This is a genomic window from Pseudoalteromonas sp. EB27 (assembly GCF_001974875.1).
Classification (GTDB): domain Bacteria; phylum Pseudomonadota; class Gammaproteobacteria; order Enterobacterales; family Alteromonadaceae; genus Pseudoalteromonas.
On record NZ_MTQD01000007.1, the window covers coordinates 59,710 to 83,441 of the forward strand.

Genomic DNA, 23,732 nt, shown 5'->3' on the forward strand with positions numbered 1-23,732 from the left:
TCCTACAATAAAAAAGCCGACATATGTCGGCTTTTTTATAGGTTGCTAATCTTTCAAGGCTCTTCGGAGTATCTTACCTACGTTAGTTTTAGGTAACTCATCCCTAAACTCTACCAGTTTGGGGACCTTGTAATTAGTTAAATTATCACGACAGTGACTTATTATATCTTTTTCAGTTAAAGAAGGGTCTTTTTTCACAACAAAAACTTTAACTTGTTCACCACTTACATCGTGAGGAATACCAATAGCTGCGACTTCAAGCACACCTTCGTGCATAGCCACTACTTCTTCAATCTCATTAGGGAAAACATTAAAGCCAGATACAATGATCATGTCTTTTTTACGATCTACAATAAAGAAGAAACCTTCGTCATCATAAGTCGCAATATCACCTGTAGCAAACCAGCCATCTTTTAAACATTCAGCTGTTGCATCTGGACGGTTATAATAACCAAGCATTACTTGCGGGCCTTTAACACAAAGCTCGCCAGGTTCACCTTTAGCGGCTTCTTCGCCATTATCTAAAACTAATTTAATATCAGTGTTCGGTGCAGGTAAACCAATAGAGCCATTATATGCTTTCAAATCAAAAGGACTAATAGTAACTAAAGGAGAACATTCTGTAAGGCCATAACCTTCCATCAGTTTTGACCCCGTCACTTTTTGCCATTTTTCAGCAACAGGGCGTTGAACGGCCATACCGCCACCCAAAGACATTTTTAAATGGCTAAAATCAAGTTCAGCAAAACCTGGTGTGTTTAATAAACCATTAAATAATGTATTAACGCCAGTAATTGCTGTGAATTTATGTTGACCCAGCTCTTTAACAAACCCTGGCATATCTCGTGGGTTTGTAATTAATATGTTTAAACCGCCGTACTTCATAAACGTTAGGCAGTTAGCTGTTAAAGCAAATATATGATAAAGAGGCAGTGCAGTAACAACAACTTCTTCACCACGGTTTAACACTTTGTCTAAACAACCTGAAACTTGCTCGAGGTTACCAACCATATTGCCATGGCTCAGCATTGCTCCTTTAGATACACCTGTTGTACCACCGGTGTACTGTAAAAAAGCAAGATCAGACAAGCTCATTTCAGGACGTGTATATTTAGCTTCATCTGCAGCTAAAACGTCTGAAAATTTAATTGTGTTAGGCAAGTTGAACTTTGGCACCATTTTTTTAATGTGCTTCACAACAAAATTAACTATGTGCTTTTTAAGCCCGCCTACCATGTCGCCTACTTGCGTTACTACAATATGTTTAACATCAGTATGGGCAAGTGACTTTTCAAGTGTGTCAGCAAAGTTTGCTAGGATGAAAATAGCAGTAGTGTCAGAGTCTTTTAGCTGATGCTCTAATTCACGCACAGTGTAGAGAGGGTTAACATTAACAACGACACAACCTGCACGTAAAACACCTAAAATTGTGACTGGTGTTTGTAGTAAGTTAGGCATCATTACGGCAACTTTGTCGCCTTTTTTGAGACCTAAGTCATTTTGAATATAGGAAGCAACTTTTTTTGTTGCTGTATCTATTTCATCGTAAGACATCGTTTTACCCATATTCGTAAATGCAGGTAAATCGGTGTAGTCACTAAAACTTTTTTCGAACACTTCGAGTAACGAGTTGTAATGCTCAGGATCGATTGTTTCAGGCATACCCTCTGGGTAGCGCTTAAGCCAGATTTTTTCCACTCTTAGCCCCTGTTTATAATTATATTTTTATTAACCTTAATCTAAGTAAGGCGCTTTAACAATTGAGCAAATACTCTAATGCAGGAATAATCCCACATTTAACACATATTTACAATTAACATGCACCATTTTGCAGCATAAAGTCTTGAATATGCTCAAAACAGTGTTCACTGCTTTGCATGTGGCAATGATGCCCACCATCTACATTAATGACCTTCAAGCTATTGTAATAACTAATATACTTTGCCAAATTTTGTTTTACAAACGAATAACCTTCGTTACCTAAAATTAATTGACATGGTGCAATTAAATCTTTTATTGCACCAATACATTGCGCTTCATCAAACCTAAAACCTGAGTGATTTTTGAGCTTTGGATCTGTTGTTAGCGCAAAACCATCTGAAACCTGTTTAATATTTCGTTGCATTAAGAGCTTAATAAGCTCGCTATTCAAATCGGTTGTTTGAGCACGAGCTTCATAAATAAGTTCTTTCGACTTATAAATTCTCGACTTTTTATTTTTTAAACGCGCTCTATTTAGTACTGCACTTTGTAACTGTTCACACACACCTTCACTAGGGGTTGTAACACAACCAATTCCCTCAATAAAGGTAACAGACTCTACATAATCGCTAAAGCAGCTAGCAAAAAGTCCTGCAACCATAGCGCCCATGGAATGACCTACTAAATGTACTTTTTTAACACCAAGGGCATTTATAAGTTGGTACACATCATCAATATAATCAACAAAATAATAGTGTGCATCATCACTTCGCCAAGATGATAAACCGTGCCCGACAAAGTCAATACAGTACCACGTATGCTTTGGGTTAACGTTGTTTAACATTGGCATAAAGCTATGGCAGTTGTCTAACCACCCATGCAACGCTATTACTATTTCGTTCCCTGAACCTACTTTTAAGCCATGGATATTTAAATTATTGGTTTCAATATTAAATGGCTGCACGGTAAGTCCTTTATTAATTTAGAGCATCATTATTTATAGCATACAAGTTGTCAGACCACTAACTTAGAAAATGGTGCCAAATTCACGATTTAATTATCTTCGTGATGACAAGAGAAGCAAAGCATAATAATTAAACATAACATTATTAATAACTTAAACTAAAAACAACAAACTAACCGTTTTTAATAAGCTTGCTCTGTATGTATTTTGAACAATTTAAAGGTGGCGGCATTGTATATACTTAACTTATAACTAGTATAATTTAAATAAATAGAACTAACAGCGTTAACTATAATTCTATGTATATAAAATCAAAGTATAAATTATAAATATCTCAGATATTCATTTATTTATCATCCTATCTGTATACAATATCAGCGGCTATTAAATAAGGTACACTCATAAGGTACAACCATGAAAAAACAGATCAGCTTATTGGCACTTTTATGCACCGCTTCTGGTGCTTACGCAGAATCAGCACCTAAAAATGTAATTTATATGATTGGTGACGGCATGGGTCCGGCTTACACCACGGCTTATCGCTATTTTAAAGATGACCCTGCAACAAAAGAAGTAGAAGGCACGGTTTTTGACACTATTTTAAAAGGCATGGCTCACACCTACCCTGATGACCATACTTATGTAACAGACAGCGCAGCGGGTGCTACAGCGCTTAGTAGCGGCCATAAAAGTTATAATGGTGCAGTTGCTGTAGATACAGATAAAAAGCCAGTTAAAACCATGCTTGAAATGGCAAAAGAGCGCGGTATGACAACTGCGCTTGTTGTAACGTCACAAATAAACCATGCAACACCTGCTAGCTTTACAGCTCACAATGAATCTCGTTACAACTACGATGATATTGCCAACGATTATATTGATAATAAGATTGCTGGTAAATTACCTGTTGATTTAATGCTAGGTGGCGGTACTAAATATTTTATTCGTGACGACCGTAATTTAGTTGAAGAATTTAAAGCGGCAGGTTACCAATACGGTGACGATATTAATAACCTGGGACAAATTACACAAATACCTGCCATAGGTTTGTATGCAAGCAAAGGCTTGCCATTTGCCCTTGATATGAACCCAACTCGCCTTACTCAGTTAACATCTAAAGCGCTTGGTTTACTAGATGACCAGAACGAAGAAGGCTTTTTTGTGATGATTGAGGGCAGCCAAATTGATTGGTGTGGTCACTCTAACGATATAGCGTGTGCGATGGCTGAAATGGACGACTTTGCTAAATCAATCGAAAAAGCAAAAGCGTACGTTGATAAAAATAAAGACACTATACTTGTAGTTACAGCCGATCACTCAACGGGCGGCTTAACTATTGGTTCGCACGGCCAATTTAAATGGGAAACAGACGTAATTAAAGGTGTTAAGGCAACGGCTAGTAAGTTAACAGACAAACTTATGGAGTCTAAAGACTTAAAACCAGTATGGACTGCTAACACCAATATTGAATTTACAACTGAAAACCAAATCAAACTTGAGCAAGCTAAAAAAATGGGCGAAAAAGCGCTTAATTTAGCTGTTAAAAGTATTATTAGTGATGCAAGCTTTACTGGCTGGACAACTGGCGGACACACCGCTGTAGACGTTCAAGTATTTGCCTATGGCAAAGGCAGTGAGCAATTTATCGGCTCACAAAATAATACTGATATTGCAGATAAGCTGATTGGCTTTATTGAGCAGTAAATTTCACCTCGTTTTGAACACAAAAAGCCCGAACACATGTTCGGGCTTTTTATTGAATTTTATCGCTGTATTTATCTAAAACGCTCAATTAAGCTTTAAGCGTATATATCAACACCTATTAAATTTTGTACTTCGGCTCTGCGTTCTAAATTAGCAAATTCAGTATAAGTAGAAATCGCTTTACTTACTTGAGCTGTCGGTTGGTCGTAAATTGTTTGGCTGTATTCATTGCTTTTAGCACTGCTTTTAAACAGTTGATTAGCTAGTTCGACGCCCTCGACACTGCTTTTTACATAATCGGTATTCGTTTTTTGAGCAGCCGGCTGGTCTAATAAACTCTGTGGTTTATTAGTAACAACTTTAGTAGGGCTAACCCTACCCGGAATATCTCCGGTAAAAAAACCTGAACCAATAGGCAGCGTCATTACGCGTCTCCAACCTTAATATTGTATAAAATTATGATTTAAAAACAACCAATTTGCAAATAATATGATTAGTCACGCCCTGGTAGCTTTTTCCACGTTACCGTATCTCGCACATATTTAGGTTGAGCGTCACTCGCTTTTACAACGTCACCCGCTAAAAACGCGGCTTCAACATGCGCTAACATATAACGCGCATCAGGCAATGTAATATCAGTATTAATTGTCACGTTTTCAAAGTCATTTAGCGCATCAGGATAGGTTTTAAAGCCCGTGCCCACAGCTACAGATGGCTCAGTGGTCGCTATATAGTCATTATTTAGTAAATCAGGTTTTATAACGCATTCTTGGTTCACTAAAAGCATTAGATTATTTTGCACTTGATAATGTGCAAAGTATATCTCCCCCATGCGGGCATCTATGCTTGGGTAAACACTGAGGCTACCGTTTTGTTCAAACGCTTGTTGCGCCATAATAGCCAAAGTAGACACACCTACAAGCGGCAAATTAGTTGAATACGCTAAACCTTGCGCTATAGCTACACTAATACGTACACCAGTAAAACTGCCCGGGCCTTGTCCAAAACCAATGACATCTAAGTCTTTTAATTTACAGTTTGCTTTAGTTAATAGCTCATCCACAAGTGGAAGTATTTTTTGGCTATGTTGCTGCGGACATTCTTCAAAATGATGAAACGTTTGGCCCTGAAAATGTAAAACAATTGAAAGTGCTTCTGTTGAAGCATCAAGGGCAAGAATATTACTTTTGATCATTTTAGTACTCTAGTTAATTTGTTTTAAAAATGTATTGGCATCTTCTAAGCTTCGCGTGCGGCGCATCGGCGGTAAGCTTTTTAAAAATACTTGGCCATATTGGCGTGTAACTAAGCGATTATCGCATATTACAAGTACGCCTTTGTCTTTACTATCTCGAATTAAACGCCCTACACCTTGTTTTAGCGCAATAACAGCCTGCGGTAATTGTATGTGTGAAAAAGGGTCTTTTCCCTGCATTTGGCAATCTTGCATTTTAGCTTGTAGCAATGGATCGTCAGGAGCTGCAAATGGCAATTTGTCTATAATAACACAGCTTAACGTGCTGCCGCGTACATCAACGCCTTCCCAAAAAGAAGCCGTGCCGAGTAATACCGCATTACCATGGCGGGTAAATTTCTCTAAAATAATACGCTTAGACATTTGCCCCTGCATATAAACTGGGTAGTCTATTTGTGTGGTGAGCCCTTCGGCCACCAAGTGCATCATTCGATAGCTCGTAAACAATACAAAACAACGCCCTTGTGCTGATTTTATAAGCTCAAGCGTGAGTTTTACAATTGCGTGCGGCATATTATCAGCGTGCGATTCGGGTAAGTAACGCGGTAAACACAGCAGCGCCTGATTAGGGTAATCAAACGGACTATCTACCATCATGCTTTGCTTTGGTTTTAAACCAAGGCTTGCATTAAAGTGCTCTAGCTTGTTGTCGACCGAAAGTGTTGCCGATGTAAATACAAAGCCTGCGCCCGTGTCTTGCATCATTTGAGCAAATTTAGCTGATACATTTAATGGCGTTATATTAATAGTTAAATAACGGCGGGTTGTTTCATACCAGTAACTAAAACCAGTTTGAGCCGTATCAAAAACCCGTTCTAACTGCCCTTTAAATGCCAATGCACGCTCAAACGGGTGCTCTATTTTATCGCTTCTATCCAAACAAAGTTTGAGTACTTGATAGACAAAGTCTAAATCACTAATGACGCGGTGGAGCGCCGCACATATTTGTTTATCGCTTAGCTTTTCTCGCCAATCGCCTCTACTGCCATCAACACCAAACTGTAATCGTAAATCAGCAACGCTTGTCTCAAGCTTATTTAAACTTTTACCAAGTTGCAGCATATCGGGTATTTCAGCTCTATAAATAGCACGTAAATCATTAATTAAATCCACCAGCTTTTTAGTGCTTACACTCTCACCAAAATAATCACTGGCAATTTCACTTAACTGATGCGCTTCATCAAATATATAAGCATCTGCTTTTGGCATTAGCTCAGCAAAGCCACTTTCTTTTACAGCCATATCGGCAAAAAACAAATGATGGTTAATAACAACCACATCGGCATCGGCCGCAGTTAAACGTGCTTTGCGTATATAACAGCTTTGAAAGTCTGGGCATTCTTTGCCTAAGCAATTATCCGCTGTTGAATTTACATAAGGCAGTACTTTGGCATCATCCTCTATACCAATACAATCGGCCAAATCGCCTGACTGTGTTTCGCTTGCAAACTTAGCTACCATAGCTAGTTGATGCATTACGTCAGAGTCGTCAGTAGGCACATGTGCAACATGCTGATTAAGTCGATAGGTACATAGGTAATTGGCACGCCCTTTTAATAAGGCGGTTTTTTTTGAAGCACTTAAAGCTTTAACTAGTTGCGGTAAATCTCGGTGATAAAGCTGCTCTTGTAAAGCTTTAGAACCTGTTGATATTATTGTGCGCCCTTTTGACTTAAGTGCAGGGGCTAAATATGCAAATGTTTTACCCGTACCCGTACCTGCTTCAACAACTAATTGCGAACTGTTTTTTAATGCATCCGCAACAGCTACTGCCATATCAATTTGTGGTTGGCGAGGCGTATACCCATCTAAAGATAACGCTAAAGGCCCGGTTGCACTAAACAGCTGTTTGATAATACCAATCACTTTAAAATAAATAATAGCGGGATTTTACGTAAGCTAAACATCAAGGGCAAGTAATTAAGTAATCGGTTTGAGTATATAAATAAGGGAGCAGAGCTCCCATTAGTTATTATTGCGCATTTATAGTTAAGGTTATTCCACTAGCTGCGCTGTACCCCTTTAAGTCAATATACCACTTGCCCGCTTGTGGGTTGGTAATACTACACGTTTCAGCATTACCATTTTTATACGGTCGACATTGATATACAGATTCAGTTGATTGACTGGCAAAATTCACATATAAATCGGCATCGCCTGAGCCACCAGCCATAGTTATATTTAAAGAGGAATACCCTGCTTCTAAGTCTTGTGTAGACCGCCCCCAATCTCCCGTAGCAACACTAATATCAGTTTCTGTTCGATTAATAGGTTCAATCGCTGTTGTTTCATTATAATTGGCAATAAGAGAAACATTAGCAATAGCGTTCCATGCTTCTACCATAACGTAATAAATACCGTTTTGGGCACTCGCAATATCACAACGTTCATTGCTCGATGATGTTGTACTTTTACAATCAAAATTTTCTAATGTAGGCGCTGTATTAAATTTAACATATAGGTCTGCATCACCACTGCCCCCTGAGGTAGTAAAGTTTAAGTTACTTGCATTATTAGGTACCTGTAGCGTATAGATAAGCTGCGCTTTAGCATCACCTGCAAGGCCAGAAACTGCAACACCATTTTGTAACTCATTATTAGCTGGTGGCACTATATCACCAGCATTTTTTGCCATTTCAGCTAAATAACTCACAGCAAGTTTTGCAAATTTACTAGCGTGGTCAGCATCAAAATTAGTGTCATTCTGTGTATGAATTAACGGATTAATATCAGCCATCCTAGATTCAAATGGCATTGATGCTGCAAAGCCTTGTTGATACCATGATGCATGATCAGAACACCCATACCCACATTGGTCAAAACCATAGGTAATGCTAGGTAAGTAGGTATCAATTAACTGACCTAAAAATTGGTTTTGAGCATTTGTAGTGTAATCAGTCATCATTACAATATCTTCGCTACTGCCATTGTTTCCAGTCATATCAAATTGCACCATGCCGATCACATTTTTTCCTTGTGATTTATAAGATGAAGCAATATCTTTTGAACCTCTTAAACCAACTTCCTCTGCAGCAAAAGCCATTATATGAATTGTTTTTTGCGGTTTATAATCATTTTCAACAATCGATCTTAACACTTCAGATAATACAGCAATCCCCGATGCATTATCATCAGCCCCTGGTGAGCGACCGTTGCTTGGATTTGATTGATTAATTGAGTCTAAATGCCCACCAATAATGACAATTTCATCAGCCTCTTCATCTCCTGCAATAGTAACAATGACCGACGACTGCGCCCAGCTATGAGTAAAGTAATCAACATTTATATCATTACGTGTAGCTGCTAACTGTTGCCAGTAATCTTTTAGCCATTGTGAGGCATCTACACCAGTTTGAGCCGTATAATAGCGATTATAAAAGCTACTCATCGAATTAACTGTGTTCGTCAAATTATTTGGACTAATACTATTTATTAATTGCTGAGTTGTTTGCGGATTGCTAATGCTATATGTAGCAGCTAACGCACTTAGATTTTGATTTTGAACGGCAGCTAACTGCTGAGTGTATTCATTAGCCTCGATTAACGAATCATGAGCAACAAACCCTCCACAGCGATGATAATTATCATGCATAAACTCACTTAATTGAATGATATTTCCCTGATCGATTCTCATTAAGTTTACCGAATCCATATTTGTATTCTGTACACTTAATAATTGATCGTTTTGTGTAAATGTTTTTTGAACTTGCTGATAATGTTTTGCAGCAACCGGGTCAATACTAACCCAAATGCTTTCATTATTTTGAGCATATAATGACGACGATGTTAAAAAAGTAAATGCGCATAATAGGGAAGTATAAATAGAAGTTTTCATCAGTATTCCTTGTTATTAAATACAACTTTAAAAGAAAGGGAGCTATTGCTCCCTAAAAGTAGGTTTAATTTGCTGAAATACTAAGCGTTAAACCACTTGCAGAGCTATAACCACGTAAGTCTATATACCAAGTGCCCGCTTGAGGAGCATCAAAGGTACAGCTTTCACTATTACCATTTTTATATGGGCGACAAAGGTATGTCCCCGTACTTGATGCTGCTCCATAATTTACATACAAATCAGCATCACCACTTCCACCAGATATATAAACATCAAGTGATGAATAACCCTCATTTAATGTTTGTGTAAACCGCGTCCACGAACCCGCACCAACACTCACATTAGTTTCAGTTACATTGATAGGAGTAACATCGCCCCCATTACTGCCATCAAAGCTACCCGTTAGAGAAACCCCAGAAATTGCATTCCATGCCTCTACCATCACGTAGTAAGTTCCGCTTTGAACATTACTAATTAAACAGCTCTCAGTACTTGATGAAGTGGTACTTTTACAATCAAAGTTATTTAACGTTGGTTTTGATCCAAATTGTACATAAAGATCAGCATCGCCTGATCCACCATTTGTATTAAACACTAAATTACTTGCTCCAGCAGGAACCTCTAGCGTAAAAAACAATTGCTCTTTAGCTGAGCCACTTATACCAGTACGAGTTACGCCATTAGTTAAAGCTTCATCGTTAGTTGGAGGAGGTGTTGAGCTACACGTGCTACCTGAACTTAAATTAGAATTTACTCCCACAGCACTTAGCGCTGCTTGTACATCACTTGGGTCATAGTTTAAATCACAAGCTGCATCCATTACGCCATTACCGGCTAAATCCCAATTTGTACTTGCGCTCCAATAAAGCTGATTAGCTCTAGTCATTACAATAAATGCTTTTTTTGTATTCCAACCGGGTGTGGTAGCCAAATTATAAAAAGCTTTATTAAATACACCAGAGCTATGGTGCACATCCATCCCAGAATAATAACTTGATTGGTTATCTATTGAATTACCATCTTGCGTTGGATTATTCATGTAGCGAAGCGCACCATTGCCTTTAAATATGTCTTGGCCGACTAGCCAATCATTAGTGCCTTTCATATAAAATTCGGCCGCTTCACCCGCCATATCAGAAAAGGCTTCATTTAAGCCGCCTGATTTTCCGCTGTACACTAAGCCAGAGTTTTGTTCAGTAAATCCATGGCTTACCTCATGAGCAGACACGTCTAGACTAACAAGCGGATAAAACGTATTTTGGCCATCACCAAAGGTCATGGCGCTGCCATCCCAAAATGCATTTTCATAGTTACTACTGTAGTGAACTCGCATTTTTAATTGAAACGTAAGTGGTGGCGTACCGATCCAATCGTTATACATATTAAAAATTACATTTCCAAAATAATGCGCATCATTGAGAGGAGAATAAGCACCATTTATTTCTTTAAATGTATTTTCAGGACAAGTAAAAGAATATGCAGACGTACCACTAGTACCACCGTTGAGGTTTATGGTGCGCACGTTTGTATTGTTCATCGTACAGTTATTGCCTGACTGGGTAACATCTAAACTATCAAAGTCAGTACCATATATGTATTTTCCTGTTTTTAAATTTCCGCCTGGACCTGTAGCATCTGCATGCTGAAGATTGTCAAAGCTAAGTAGCACTTCGCCAGAGTTAGCATCAATAATCTGATAGGGTCTAGAAGGCGATTTACCATAGGTGACATACGACACCTCATAAACCAAGTGCGCTTTGCTTTGCTGATCGACCCAAATAGCCAATCTTGATTTTTCATTATGTTTTTTTAAGCCAATTGTTTTTGCTGCAATACCCACATTTTGGCTTTGGAGCATCGCCTGTTTAGCTGATAATTTAGCACTAACATCGCTTATATCACCTTCAATGTCATACACTGCCGCGCCGTGCGCTTTTTTTAGCATGCCGTTTTTAAATGTTAAGCTTAGTGTATCCCCTATCACGGGTAACCCCTGGTAGGTTTGTTGATACCGGCGAGTCACCTCCCCGTTATTGCTTGTAAACTCTTTTAATACAACTAATTCGTTCCTTACACTCAACCCAATCAATTCTCGAGGACTTGTAGATAATATTGATGCAGAGTTTGATTGCACCATAGTATTTATAGCCTGTTGTTGATTTAGGTATTTCTTATTCGCAGCTACTGCATCTGTTGCTTGAACAAAAGTTAAAGCAGCAAAAGTTGCTAATGTGATTTTTGATAAATTCACGTTTACGCTCCGTTAAAATATTTAGTTTGTAGTGGAATTGTATTAACCGGAACCATCTGTACCCGATTAAGGATCAAGCATATGTTACAAATTGAAGATTTAAAAATTAAACATTTAATTTACACGTAAAGTATTAGTTTAAAATTTAAACTATTCTATTACAGTGAGTTACTGATTTAGTGACAAGTAATCAAAACCTCTATTTTACATTTTGTAAACATATATTTACTTAAAATCACATTAGCCAGTATTTAAAAAAGGATTAGAAAAAATTGAAGAAGTTTAAAAAATGGCTTGTAAAAACAAAAAATAGAGTTTTATTTTTTGATTAACTGAGAGTGGTAATTAACGCAGTTAAAAACATTTAAGTACGTATTAGAAGGCGCGCTTTCAACAATAGAAAAGGACTATTTAGAGCAATGTTTTATATTGGTTTAGTCAACTACCTGCATCAAGTAACCTAGTATTAAAAAGTGCATTACAAAACGTAACAATAGAAATTATAAATTAACTAAATGTCCTACAGGACATAATAAATATAGCTAATCAAACCATAAAGACTGTGACACAGATAAAGCACAGGAGTAACATATGCCGCGTTTATACTCCCCTTTTTCGTTTGTCGTTAAAAAATAGTAAGGTTAGCCAATGAATGCTTGGTATCTCATTTGTTTTCTCTCTGCCATTGCAATTTTTATTGCTTTTGCAAACCAATATATCCTCAAAATGCAAACTACAATTGCCATTACTACAGGTTCAGTTGTTATTTCTTTATTATTGATTATTGCCGTTAAATTATTAGGCGATCAAAATGCGTTAGCCATGACCCAAATTGTTTCCAGTATTAACTTTAACGAGTTATTACTCAAAGGTATGCTCGGATTTTTACTTTATGCTGGCGCATTGGAAATTAACCTTATGGCGCTTCGTAAACAGCGTTGGGAAATAACCGCACTAGTGCTATTTTCTACTATTGCTTCCACTTTTATAGTCGGTTATTTAAGTTTTTATCTATTTGCCTTATTTGGCTTTGATGTACCGTTTATATACTGTTTATTATTTGGCGCGCTTATTAGCCCAACCGACCCTATCGCTGTACTTGCTATTATTAAACAAATGCGAGCGCCAGAAGGTATATCGGTTCAAGTAGAAGGTGAGTCGCTATTTAACGACGGTATTGGTTTAGTAATATTTACCACTATATTTTCTGTTGCTTTTTATGGCACAGATGCACAATTTGGTGACATAGCAGAGCTATTCTTTGTTGATGCAATAGGGGGCATTGCGTTTGGTTTAGTCATTGCATTAGTTGGCCACTTTTTAATTATTAATAGCCGCGATGTAAATATTCGCTTATTAATTACCTTAACTATCCCAACTGCAGGTTTTGCTGCTGCAAATATTTGGGAAATATCTGGCGCACTTGCCATGGTAACCAGCGGCATATTAATGGGTAATATTACCCGCACCAAAGCAACCGAGCGGACGGGGCCTGAAGACACTCGTTACGTAAAAGATTTTTGGCATGCAACCGACAGCTTTTTAAATGCGCTACTGTTTTTAATAATTGGCATGTTGATAGTCACTATGCCAATTACCCTTGGCGAAATTGGTTTAGGTTTATTAATGGTGCCGGCTGTATTACTTGCACGCTTTATAAGTGTAGGCGCACCATTTGTAATTTTTAAACGCTTTAGAACTTACGATAAACACAGTGTTAAAATTTTGACCTGGGGTGGACTACGTGGTGGCCTTGCTCTGGCAATGGCGGCAGCAATCCCACGCGAGCAAGTTTTTGTAGGCGGCTCTGACCTACATAACCTAATAGTAATTGTTACTTACGTAGTGGTTATATTTTCTATTATTGTACAAGGCTTAACTATTTCGCCGCTTATTCAAAGCAGCATTAAGTCAGCTGAGCAAGCAAAGTAATAAATGCTTTACCTGCAACACATTCAGTAACCAAGTTATTAAAAAAATCACTTGGTTACTGTTACTCACGTGTTACAAAAACACTTTAAAGTTCTACAAATTGTTATCCTTTTTATTTATCTGCTTTGTTTAAATTAATCCGCTTGAAATGCAAATGAAAACAATTATAATTTTGGCTTTTCCTCTACAGGGCTTTTCGATGTCCATAAATAATTCTCACATATTTTTCAATTTGGTTTCTCTGGGAAAACGACAATTTCAATGTTTTTTTATGCTTTTTATAATGATCATGGCAAGCTTTAGTGTTTCAGCCTCGCCTAATGAGCAAACAAAAATAAAACAAATTGCACAGCTTGCAGAGTATGTAGGTGTTGATTACGTGGCAGCTGTTGGGAATGGTGAAATACTCGACCCCGACGAATATCAAGAAATGACTGAATTTTCGAACGTTATTATTGACCAAGCTGGACAGCTATCAAGCCAAACAAATGAGTTTGATACAGTAAAGGCACAAGCTAAAGCCCTGCATTCAGCAATTGCCAATAAAGCAAGTGTTGCCGATGTACGTGCAACAAGCTCAGCGCTTCGTGAGTCGCTACTTACCTTTATGCCGCAACTATCGTTACCTACGTCACTTCTTCCCGTTGAGCAAACCAAAGCGCTTTTTGCTGCTAACTGTTCAATGTGTCACGGCCCAAGTGGTCAAGGCGACGGCCCGCTTGCAAAAAACTTATCACCAGAGCCTACTAATTTTACCGACGAAGAACGCGCAACTAACCGCTCATTAATGGGTTTGTTTGACGCTGTTAGTAACGGTATTAACGACACGCCAATGGTTGCTTTTACTCAATTTAATGAACAACAACGTTGGTCTTTAGCTTTTTATGTAGGTAGCTTGGCATTTAAAGATGTTCAGAAACCACAAAATTTAGCGCAAAACATTACCGCTTCGCAGATTGTAAACTTAAATCCAGCACAATTATCGGCAGGTCAAAGTGAAACACAAGCACATTACGTTAAATGGCTTCGTGGTAATCCAGAGCAACTATTTACCGGTAAAAAGAATCCGATAACGGTTACTCGCACGCAGTTACTTGCAGCGCAAGCCGCGCATGCTAAAGGTAATTACTCACAAGCAAGTGATTTAGCAATTAGCGCTTACCTAGATGGCTTTGAGCTTGTTGAAAACAACTTAAATGCCTACGACGAAACGCTGCGTAAAAACATCGAAGTACAACTGATGAACCTGCGCCAAACATTTAAAAACGAGAAAGATGCAACCATCGTTGGCGAAAAAGTAAGTGCAGCGCTAGCTCAACTCGCTAAAGCAGATAGCATGCTAAACGAAACCAAACTAACTGATGGTGCACTCCTATCAGCAAGTTTGGTTATATTACTACGCGAAGGCCTAGAAGCACTCCTCGTTATTATTGCCCTTATGACCGTACTTATTAAAACGAAACGTCAAGATGCGCTTAAATACGTACATATTGGTTGGGTAACTGCACTTATTGCAGGTGGTTTAACGTGGGCTGCAGCGCAAACATTAATAGAAATAAGTGGTGCAAGTCGCGAAGTTATGGAAGGTGCTGGAGCATTGTTTGCAGCTGTAATATTGCTGTATGTTGGCGTATGGATGCACAGTAAAACGAGTGCGCAGCAATGGCAAAAATACATAAAAGACAATATAGATAAGCGCCTTGAGTCGGGTACATTATGGGGATTAGCTGGGCTTTCTTTTATTGCCGTTTACCGTGAAGTATTCGAAACAGTGCTGTTCTACCAGTCATTATTAACACAAAGCTCGCCTGCTCAATATTCATCTATTGCATCGGGTTTTGCCATCGGTGTAGCAATACTGGCTATTATTACGTGGGTATTAATTAAATACTCAATTAAATTACCGGTTGCTAAGTTTTTTGCCATTACCACTTACCTATTATTTGCACTCTCGTTTGTGCTTATGGGCAAAGCCGTTATTGCATTACAAGAGGCCGACATAATAGGTATTGCGCCGCTACCAATGAGCTTTGATATTGCATGGCTTGGTATAAAGTCAACATGGCAAGGTATTGTGGCTCAAGTATGTGTGTTCGCAATATTTAGCTTTTATATATTTAAAAGCAAAAGCCAAGCGTAATGCCAGTCTGCTTAAGAGTTTAAGCTAATTGGCATACGCAAAATACATAGTAAAAAGGCCCGAAAGGGCCTTTTTGATTTGATTACTTATGTATTTAGTAAAATTGCTGTTATCAAGCCCAGGTATCTAAATGGGGGTTTTCGTCATCATCTAAGTTGGACTTTTTTTTACTTTTTTTATCATCAAGCATATTGAGCTTTTTCTTTTTTTGTAACTCACGCCTTTTTTTATTCTCTAGTTCAACTTTTTCAGCGACAGTCCCACTTTGCACACCCGCAATATGAAAAGCACTTTTTGACTCAACTTCTAGCCTGGTTATTCTTCCTAAATAAGGGATCATAATATCCATGCGTACTTCCTTATTTTTTCATTTTATTCATTAACCACTTGGTTTGAGTGATAAACAACCAATTATTGGCGAAAATCGCGCTTATTATCTTAATATTATCGACAGTTATAACATATGCTTTAATTAAGCTAAAAAAAACTTGCCATAATATAGCTGTTTATGTTTTTATGAATGCGAAATTTATTTAAACAGATAACAATTGCACGTTCACAAAACAACGGGCAGTTAAATAGGATAAAAAATGCGCTTAAACCTGACAACAGTACATCATCACCACCATTCACCGGAATAACCTGTCAGGTCTTTCGCTGAGAGGTTATTCCTAAAAGGAACCTCTGGCGATTCAAATAACATTGATTCATTTTCGCCCTGAGGTTCCCCTCGGGGTTTTTAGTTTTTAAATTAAAGGAAAATGAATAATGAACAATAGTAATCGTCTACGTATCGCCATCCAAAAAGGCGGCCGCCTATCAAAAGATTGCCAAGATCTGCTTAAACAGTTAGGTGTTAAACTTAACCTTCGTGAACAACGCTTAATTGCACACTCAACTAATATGCCAATTGACGTACTACGTGTGCGCGATGACGATATTCCGGGTTTAGTAATGGACGGTGTATGTGACCTAGGCATAGTTGGCGAAAACGTACTAGTAGAAGTTCAAGCAGAACGTGAACGCCAGGGTGTTCCAAGTGAAGTAACCAAACTTTCAAAACTAGACTTTGGTTACTGTCGTCTTGCACTTGCATGGCCACAAGAGCTTGGCGCTCGCGATAAGAGCTGGTTTGAAGGCAAACGTATTGCTACTACCTACCCAGAAATTTTAACTCAGTGGTTAAAGCGCGAAGGCATTAACGCAAGTACTGTAATGCTTACGGGTTCTGTTGAAGTAGCACCGCGTGCGGGTTTATCTGATGCAATTTGTGATTTAGTATCTACCGGCGCAACACTTGAAGCTAACGGCTTAATTCAAGGCGAAACAATTTTAGAATCAAACGCGTGTTTAATTCAAAATAAAGATCTTCAAGATGCTGACAAACTAGCACTAATCAATAAGCTTATGCCGCGCTTACGTGGTGTTAGACAAGCTAAAGAAAGCAAATACATCATGCTACACGCACCAAAAAACAAACTTGATGAAATTTGTGAAATTTTACCAGGTTCTGGTCAACCTACTCTACTTGCCCTTGCTGGTAACGATGAATACGTAGCACTTCACATGGTAAGCAGCGAAACATTATTTTGGGAAACAATGGAGCAGTTAAAAGCCCTAGGCGCTAACTCTATTTTAGTTATGCCAATTGAAAAAATGATGGAGTAAGTGCCATGCTTCGTTGGAATGAGGAATCTTCACAAGTACAAGCAGCGGCGCTAATGCGCCCTGCAGTTTCTGCCAGCGCCAAGGTTGAAGCTATATGCAAAACTATTTTAGCTAATGTAAAAGAGCAAGGCGATGAAGCCTTACTTAGCATGGCTAAAGAGTTTGATAATAGAGCTAACCCTCGCCTATGTGTTCCGCTTGATGAAATTAACGCATCAGAGCAAGCACTAAGTGCAGAGCTTAAATACGCAATTGATACCGCTTATGCAAACGTTAAACGTTTTCACGAAGCGCAATTGCCAAAAGATATTAAATTATCGACCCAACCAGGCGTTGTATGTGAACTGAAATATCAAGCCATCGAAGCAGTCGGTATTTACGTACCCGGTGGCAGTGCTCCACTGCCATCGTCGGTTATTATGCAGGGTGTATTAGCGCAATTAAGCGGCGCAAAAACCGTTGTACTTGCTACACCAGTACAAGGTGATAAAGCGATTAACCCTGCTATTTTATATGCAGCTAAATTATGTGGCATTACTACTTTAATAGAAAGTGGTGGCGCAGGCGCAATTGCAGCAATGGCTTATGGCACCGAATCGGTTCCTAAAGTGAACAAAATATTTGGCCCAGGTAATAGCTTTGTAACAATGGCTAAACAGCTCGTTGCGCAAACTATTCCAGGTATGGCAATTGATATGCCTGCTGGCCCATCTGAAGTATTAGTTATTGCAGATGAACGTGCAAACCCAGAATTTATAGCCGCCGATTTACTCTCACAAGCAGAGCACGGCGCAGACTCGCAAGTTATTTTATTATGTAACAGCGAAAGTGTTATAGAACAAACTCAGCTGGCACTTACACGCCAGTTAGCTAACTTAAGCCGCAAAGAAACAGCCGAGCAAGCGCTCGCTAATTCTTCACTTATTTTGGTTGATTCAGTTGAGCAAGCATTTGATGTATCGGCGCAATACGGCCCAGAGCACTTAATTTTACAACTAGGCGATGCAACACCTTACCTAGATAAAGTTAAAAATGCAGGCTCAGTATTTGTAGGTGACTACACACCAGAATCTGCAGGCGATTACGCATCGGGTACTAACCACGTGTTACCAACATATGGTTACAGTGCAACTTACTCGAGTTTAAACTTGCTTGATTTTTTCCGTACATACACAGTGCAAACAATTACTAAAAGTGGTTTAACGCAGCTTTCAAAAGCAATTTTACCACTTGCAGATGCAGAAGGCCTTGATGCCCACGCTAATGCGGTTTCAATTCGTTTAGAGGCAATTAAAAATGAGCAATGAGAGCGCACAAGCGTCTAGCTTATTACCTAAGAATATTGCAGCCCTTGCTGCATACAGCTCTGCAAAAAGTGAAAAGCTAACCGGTACTACGTGGCTAAATGCTAACGAAAGCCCGTATGCTAAAAATCTTGAACTGAGTATTGAGGATTTAAATCGCTACCCCGACCCACAACCGCAACTGGTTATTGACCGTTACGCCGCTTATACAGAGCTTGAAAGCGAAAATGTATTAATGACGCGCGGCGCAGATGAAGGCATTGAGCTTTTAGTGCGCACATACTGTGAGCCAGCTAAAGATAGTATTGCGCTATTTTTACCAACCTACGGTATGTACAAAGTTACCGCCGATACACACAACGTTGGTATTAACGCGCTTACCCAAGAATTATTATTAAGTGGCAGTGCTGACGAAATAGTCGCAGCTGTTGGCAACTCAAAACTGGTATTTATTTGTAACCCAAATAATCCAACGGGCAGCTTAACGCCACTAGATAAAGTGAAAGCGATTGCAACAGCACTTACAGGTAAGGCATTAGTTATTGTTGATGAAGCCTATATAGAGTTTTGTCCAGAGCAAAGCGCCACTAAGCTTATTAATGAGTTTAGTAATGTAGTGGTTTTGCGCACCTTATCTAAAGCCTTTGCGCTAGCAGGCCTTAGAACAGGCTTTACGCTTGCACAAGCAAGCGTTCTTGCGCCAATTCGTAAAGTTATTGCGCCGTATCCAGTATCGGGCGTAGTAGCAAGTATTGCAGCGCAAGCAATTGCACCCGATGCAATTACATCAATGCGCCGCCAAGTCACTATTTTAAATAGCTTAAAAGCTAAGTTGGTAGATTGGCTAAACGCCTCCCCTGCTGCATTAAAAATTCTCACTGGTGAAGGTAACTTTGTTACTTTAAAATTAGCCGATAAAAACTACTTTAAAATTGCACTTGAGCAAGGTTTGGTTATGCGCGCTTTTACTCTATACGGTGAAGACGACTGGCTACGCATTTCAATTGGCAGCGAACAAGAACTTGAACAAGTAAAAATTTGGTTAGATGGCTTACAAACGCCGGCTACCACAGCATCTTTAGCAGGAAACGAAGTATCATGAGTAACCCCTATTTATTTATCGACCGCGACGGCACTATTATTGAAGAGCCAATTACCGACAAACAGGTAGATAGCCTTGAAAAGCTAGCATTTTTACCTGGCGTTATACCTGCGTTATTACAATTACAAGCTGCAGGTTACCGTTTAGTGATGGTATCTAACCAAGATGGTTTGGGCACAGACAGCTTCCCGACTGCTGACTTTGATATAGCACAAGATAAGATGATGGACATAATGCAAAGCCAAGGCATTAGCTTTGAGACCGTATTAATTTGCCCACACTTTAACGAGCAAAACTGTGATTGCCGTAAACCTAAAACTGGTTTACTTACCGAGCTTATGCGCTCAGGCAAAGTAGATTTAGCACGCTCTTTTGTTATTGGCGACCGTGAAACTGATATTGGCCTTGCGCAAAACTTATGTTGTGAAGGTATTTTATACGACGGAGATTGGAGTGCGATAGTGACTAAATTGACCACCGCAAACCGCGAAGGTCGTGTTACACGCAACACTAAAGAAACCCAAATTGATGTGGCCATAAACTTAGATCAAACTAAAAATGGCAGCATAGACACCGGACTTGGCTTTTTTGATCACATGCTTGATCAAATTCGTACGCACGCAAACATTGGCTTAAACATTAAAGCCAAAGGCGATTTACACATAGACGAGCACCACCTTGTTGAAGACATTGGTATTGCTCTTGGTGTCGCACTTAAACAAGCGCTTGGCACTAAATCGCAAATTGCACGCTATGGTTTTGCGCTTCCTATGGATGAGTGTAAAGCTGAAGCACAAATTGATTTATCGGGACGTGCATCATTTGTATTAAACGCTAACTTTAGTCGCGAAAAAGCAGGCGATTTAGACGTACAAATGGTTGAGCACTTTTTCAAAAGCTTAAGTGATAATGCCGCTATTAGCCTTATTTTATCGGTAAGCGACGGTAACTGTCATCACCAAGTTGAAGGCTTATTTAAAGCATTTTCACGTGCTCTTCGTATGGCAGTAGCACAAGACACGACCCAACAAACAGCCAGCTCTAAGGGATGTTTATGATTGCCATAATTAATACCGGTTGTGCCAATATTAATTCCGTACGCTTTGCGTTTGAACGCTTAGGCCAAACGCCAACAGTAATAACATCACCAGAGCAATTAGCCGGATATGAACGCGCTATATTGCCAGGTGTAGGTCATGCGTCGGTTGCTATGAAGCGCCTAGTCGATAACGGCTGGCAACAAGCTATAAATGAATACCAGCGCCCGCTTATGGGTATTTGTTTAGGCATGCAGTTACTGTGCGAAAGCACCGAAGAAGGTAACGTACAGTGCTTGGGTAAAATACCAGGGCAAGTAAAAGCGCTTGATGTAGGCAATTTAACGTCACCGCATATGGGTTGGAATAACTTAACCGTTAATAAAGAGCATGCATTAACTAAAGGGCTAACATTCGATGAGCAAGTGTACTTTGTTCATAGCTTTGCGCACACCGTAAACGACGCCACACTAGTGAGTGGCGAATACGGTCAAACCTTTTCAGCCATTGTTGCTAAAGACAATTACGCGGGCATGCAATTTCACCCAGAGCGCAGCGCAAAAGTTGGCGCACGTTTATTACAAAATTTTGTTGATTGGCAGTTGTAAGCTGCCCATTAACTAACAATAAAGAGATTATTTGTGATTATTCCAGCATTAGACGTATTACAAAATCAAATTGTGCGCTTGTACCAAGGTAAATACGACACAGCACAGTTTTACCCTTTCGAACTTGGCGCGCGTTTAAAAGAATACGCCGACAGTGGCGCAGGTAAACTGCACCTTGTTGATTTAGAAGGTGCACGCGATCCAAGTAAAAAACAGTGGAAACATATTCAAGCTGCGACCAAAGCACTTAACGTACCGTATCAAGTGGGCGGCGGTATTCGCTCAGAGCAAGATGTAAGTGATTGGCTGAAAGCCGGTGCAAACCAAGTTGTTATTGGTTCAATGGCAGTAGAAAAACGCGAACAAGTAAAAGCGTGGATTGAACAATTTGGCGCAGAGCACTTTGTAATTGCCCTTGATGTAAATAAAACAGCCACGGGCTGGGCACCTGCTACGCACGGTTGGTTAAGTGAATCTGAATTTGGTTTACTTGAGCTGGTAGATTTTTATGTTGGCTTAGGTGTTATCGACTTTTTATGCACGGACATCAGTAAAGATGGCACCATGACGGGTCCATCGTTTGAGCTTTACGAAGATTTAACTCGCCACAACAGCACAATTAAAGTGCAAGCCTCAGGGGGCGTAAGCTCACTTGACGACATTAAAAAGCTTAAAGAGCTCGGTGTGGGCGGCGTTATTTTAGGTAAATCATTGCTTGATGGCGCATTTAGCGTTGAGGAGGCTCTGGCATGTTATCAAAACGCATAATCCCGTGTTTAGACGTTAAAGACGGCCAAGTAGTTAAAGGCGTTAAATTTAAAGGCCATGAAGTTGTTGGCGATATTTTAACAATGGCTAAAGCCTACAGCGAAGCCGGTGCCGATGAACTGGTTTTTTACGAAATCAGTGCAAGCGTTGAAAAACGCCTACTTGATGTAAACTGGGTAGAGAGCATTGCACGTAATATCGATATTCCATTTTGTGTTGCGGGCGGTATTAAATCTGTCGCTGATGCAGCGCGTGTACTTGAGCGCGGTGCTGACAAAATAAGCATCAACAGCCCTGCTATTGCGCGCCCTGAACTTATTAAAGAATTACACGATGAGTTTGGTAAGCAATGTGTTGTTGTAGGTATAGATAGCTTTTTTGATGAAACGACCGGTGAGTATTTAGTTTACCAATTAACCGGCGATCCTAATGCATCAAGCCGCACGCGTTATAAAACACAAGAATGGGTTAAACGTGTACAAGACCTAGGCGCAGGCGAAATTGTATTAAACTGCATGAACCAAGATGGCGTTCGTAACGGTTACGACAACGAGCAGCTATGTAAAATTCGCGAGCTATGTCACATTCCTTTAATCGCCTCAGGCGGTGCGGGCTCTATGCAAGATTTTGTTGATGTATTTAAACAAAGCAAAGTAGATGGTGCATTAGCCGCCAGCGTTTTTCATAAAAATGTGATTAACATTGGCGAACTAAAACAATTTTTAACCGATAACCAAGTGGCAGCAAGATTATGCAAGTAACACAACAAAACCAAGCTCAAGTCGATTTCGCTAAAAGTGACATGATCCCTGCTATTATTCAAGATGCCCGCTCTGGTGTTATTTTAATGCAAGGCTTTATGAACAGCGAAGCACTAAACGTTACGCTTGAGAGCAATAAAGTAACGTTTTACTCGCGTTCAAAATCGCGTTTATGGACTAAAGGTGAGTCATCAGAAAACTACTTAAATGTAGTATCAATTCATACCGATTGTGACTACGATTCAATTTTAGTCCTTGCCAACCCAGAAGGCCCAACGTGCCACTTAGGTACACAAAGCTGTTTTGGCGATGATGCAAAACCAAGTTTAAGCTTTTTAGCACAGTTAGAAGATGTGATTGTTGCGCGTAAAAACGACGATCCTGAAAAAAGCTACACAGCGTCATTATTTGCAAAAGACTTAAGCCGTAGTTGTCAAAAAGTAGGTGAAGAAGGCGTAGAAGTTGCCCTTGCCGCTATGAAACACGATAACGATGAGCTAACAAACGAATCTGCTGATTTAATTTATCACCTGACAGTATTGCTACAACGCCAAGGCTTAGCCCTTGAAGATGTAGTTAAATGCTTGCAAGGTCGCCATAAATAGCATTAGTTGTGACTAACAAAGAGGCTCCTATTTATATGAGCCTTTTTATTTTTACAGTAAATCACGTGTGATATAGTGCGTGGCTAAATTAATCGGT

General features: G+C 39.4%; 19 protein-coding genes. 11 read left to right on the top strand and 8 right to left on the bottom strand.

Going from position 1 to position 23,732, the window contains the following annotated elements; genetic code table 11:
- Nucleotides 1-45 precede the first annotated feature (45 nt).
- Nucleotides 46-1,698, bottom strand: coding sequence for a long-chain-fatty-acid--CoA ligase FadD (fadD, locus tag BW142_RS09345; protein ID WP_076924694.1), 1,653 nt, complete (start codon nt 1,696-1,698; stop codon nt 46-48).
- Between the two features lie 115 nt (nt 1,699-1,813).
- Nucleotides 1,814-2,665 carry an alpha/beta hydrolase gene (locus tag BW142_RS09350; protein WP_024598149.1) on the bottom strand — a complete coding sequence of 284 codons (852 nt, stop codon included), beginning with the start codon at nt 2,663-2,665 and terminating at the stop codon, nt 1,814-1,816.
- A gap of 414 nt (nt 2,666-3,079) precedes the next feature.
- Here BW142_RS09350 and BW142_RS09355 point away from each other — a divergent pair, with 414 nt between their 5' ends.
- The gene (locus BW142_RS09355; RefSeq protein ID WP_076924695.1) at nt 3,080-4,369 is read left to right on the top strand and encodes an alkaline phosphatase; all 1,290 of its coding nucleotides are present in this window, start codon (nt 3,080-3,082) and stop codon (nt 4,367-4,369) included.
- A 95-nt stretch (nt 4,370-4,464) separates the two neighbouring features.
- Here BW142_RS09355 and BW142_RS09360 read toward each other — a convergent pair whose 3' ends face one another.
- From BW142_RS09360 to BW142_RS09380, 5 genes are all read right to left on the bottom strand, one after another.
- On the bottom strand, nt 4,465-4,794 hold the full coding sequence (locus BW142_RS09360; RefSeq protein WP_007580633.1) for a hypothetical protein: 330 nt from the start codon (nt 4,792-4,794) through the stop codon (nt 4,465-4,467).
- Between the two features lie 68 nt (nt 4,795-4,862).
- Entirely contained in the window at nt 4,863-5,564 is a 702-nt protein-coding gene (tsaB, locus tag BW142_RS09365) for a tRNA (adenosine(37)-N6)-threonylcarbamoyltransferase complex dimerization subunit type 1 TsaB (protein WP_076924696.1), read from the bottom strand.
- 9 nt (nt 5,565-5,573) lie between these two features.
- Nucleotides 5,574-7,490: an ATP-dependent DNA helicase gene (locus BW142_RS09370; RefSeq protein ID WP_002960248.1), complete on the bottom strand. Its 1,917-nt coding sequence runs from the start codon at nt 7,488-7,490 to the stop codon at nt 5,574-5,576.
- Nucleotides 7,491-7,596: 106 nt separating this feature from the next.
- Nucleotides 7,597-9,459 carry a M28 family metallopeptidase gene (locus BW142_RS09375; protein WP_076924697.1) on the bottom strand — a complete coding sequence of 621 codons (1,863 nt, stop codon included), beginning with the start codon at nt 9,457-9,459 and terminating at the stop codon, nt 7,597-7,599.
- A gap of 64 nt (nt 9,460-9,523) precedes the next feature.
- Nucleotides 9,524-11,710, bottom strand: a complete 2,187-nt coding sequence (locus BW142_RS09380; RefSeq protein ID WP_076924698.1) for a M4 family metallopeptidase — start codon at nt 11,708-11,710, stop codon at nt 9,524-9,526.
- Nucleotides 11,711-12,358: 648 nt separating this feature from the next.
- Between BW142_RS09380 and BW142_RS09385 the strand changes: the two genes are divergently transcribed.
- Nucleotides 12,359-13,642, top strand: coding sequence for a sodium:proton antiporter (locus tag BW142_RS09385; RefSeq protein ID WP_076924699.1), 1,284 nt, complete (start codon nt 12,359-12,361; stop codon nt 13,640-13,642).
- A gap of 283 nt (nt 13,643-13,925) precedes the next feature.
- Nucleotides 13,926-15,782, top strand: coding sequence for a cytochrome c/FTR1 family iron permease (locus BW142_RS09390; RefSeq protein ID WP_076924700.1), 1,857 nt, complete (start codon nt 13,926-13,928; stop codon nt 15,780-15,782).
- A gap of 112 nt (nt 15,783-15,894) precedes the next feature.
- Here the strand turns inward: BW142_RS09390 and BW142_RS09395 are convergent, their stop codons facing one another.
- On the bottom strand, nt 15,895-16,131 hold the full coding sequence (locus tag BW142_RS09395; protein WP_076924701.1) for a hypothetical protein: 237 nt from the start codon (nt 16,129-16,131) through the stop codon (nt 15,895-15,897).
- A 419-nt stretch (nt 16,132-16,550) separates the two neighbouring features.
- Here BW142_RS09395 and hisG point away from each other — a divergent pair, with 419 nt between their 5' ends.
- The 8 genes from hisG to hisIE are packed head-to-tail and all read left to right on the top strand — an operon-like array spanning nt 16,551 to nt 23,635.
- Nucleotides 16,551-17,450: an ATP phosphoribosyltransferase gene (hisG, locus tag BW142_RS09400; RefSeq protein WP_007580644.1), complete on the top strand. Its 900-nt coding sequence runs from the start codon at nt 16,551-16,553 to the stop codon at nt 17,448-17,450.
- Nucleotides 17,451-17,455: 5 nt separating this feature from the next.
- Entirely contained in the window at nt 17,456-18,757 is a 1,302-nt protein-coding gene (hisD, locus tag BW142_RS09405) for a histidinol dehydrogenase (RefSeq protein ID WP_076924702.1), read from the top strand.
- A complete protein-coding gene (gene hisC, locus BW142_RS09410; protein WP_076924703.1) occupies nt 18,747-19,856 on the top strand; it encodes a histidinol-phosphate transaminase in 1,110 nt (369 codons plus the stop codon). The genes hisD and hisC overlap by 11 nt, the downstream gene beginning before the upstream one ends.
- Complete coding sequence (gene hisB / locus BW142_RS09415) at nt 19,853-20,914, top strand: bifunctional histidinol-phosphatase/imidazoleglycerol-phosphate dehydratase HisB (RefSeq protein WP_024598085.1); 1,062 nt, start codon at nt 19,853-19,855, stop codon at nt 20,912-20,914. Before hisC ends, hisB begins: the two co-directional genes overlap by 4 nt.
- Nucleotides 20,911-21,501: an imidazole glycerol phosphate synthase subunit HisH gene (gene hisH, locus BW142_RS09420; protein WP_024598086.1), complete on the top strand. Its 591-nt coding sequence runs from the start codon at nt 20,911-20,913 to the stop codon at nt 21,499-21,501. Before hisB ends, hisH begins: the two co-directional genes overlap by 4 nt.
- Nucleotides 21,502-21,534: 33 nt before the next feature.
- On the top strand, nt 21,535-22,269 hold the full coding sequence (locus BW142_RS09425) for a 1-(5-phosphoribosyl)-5-[(5-phosphoribosylamino)methylideneamino] imidazole-4-carboxamide isomerase (protein ID WP_010552951.1): 735 nt from the start codon (nt 21,535-21,537) through the stop codon (nt 22,267-22,269).
- Nucleotides 22,251-23,030, top strand: a complete 780-nt coding sequence (hisF, locus tag BW142_RS09430; RefSeq protein ID WP_076924704.1) for an imidazole glycerol phosphate synthase subunit HisF — start codon at nt 22,251-22,253, stop codon at nt 23,028-23,030. The genes BW142_RS09425 and hisF overlap by 19 nt, the downstream gene beginning before the upstream one ends.
- Nucleotides 23,021-23,635 carry a bifunctional phosphoribosyl-AMP cyclohydrolase/phosphoribosyl-ATP diphosphatase HisIE gene (gene hisIE, locus BW142_RS09435; RefSeq protein WP_076924705.1) on the top strand — a complete coding sequence of 205 codons (615 nt, stop codon included), beginning with the start codon at nt 23,021-23,023 and terminating at the stop codon, nt 23,633-23,635. Before hisF ends, hisIE begins: the two co-directional genes overlap by 10 nt.
- The last annotated feature ends 97 nt before the right edge of the window (nt 23,636-23,732 follow it).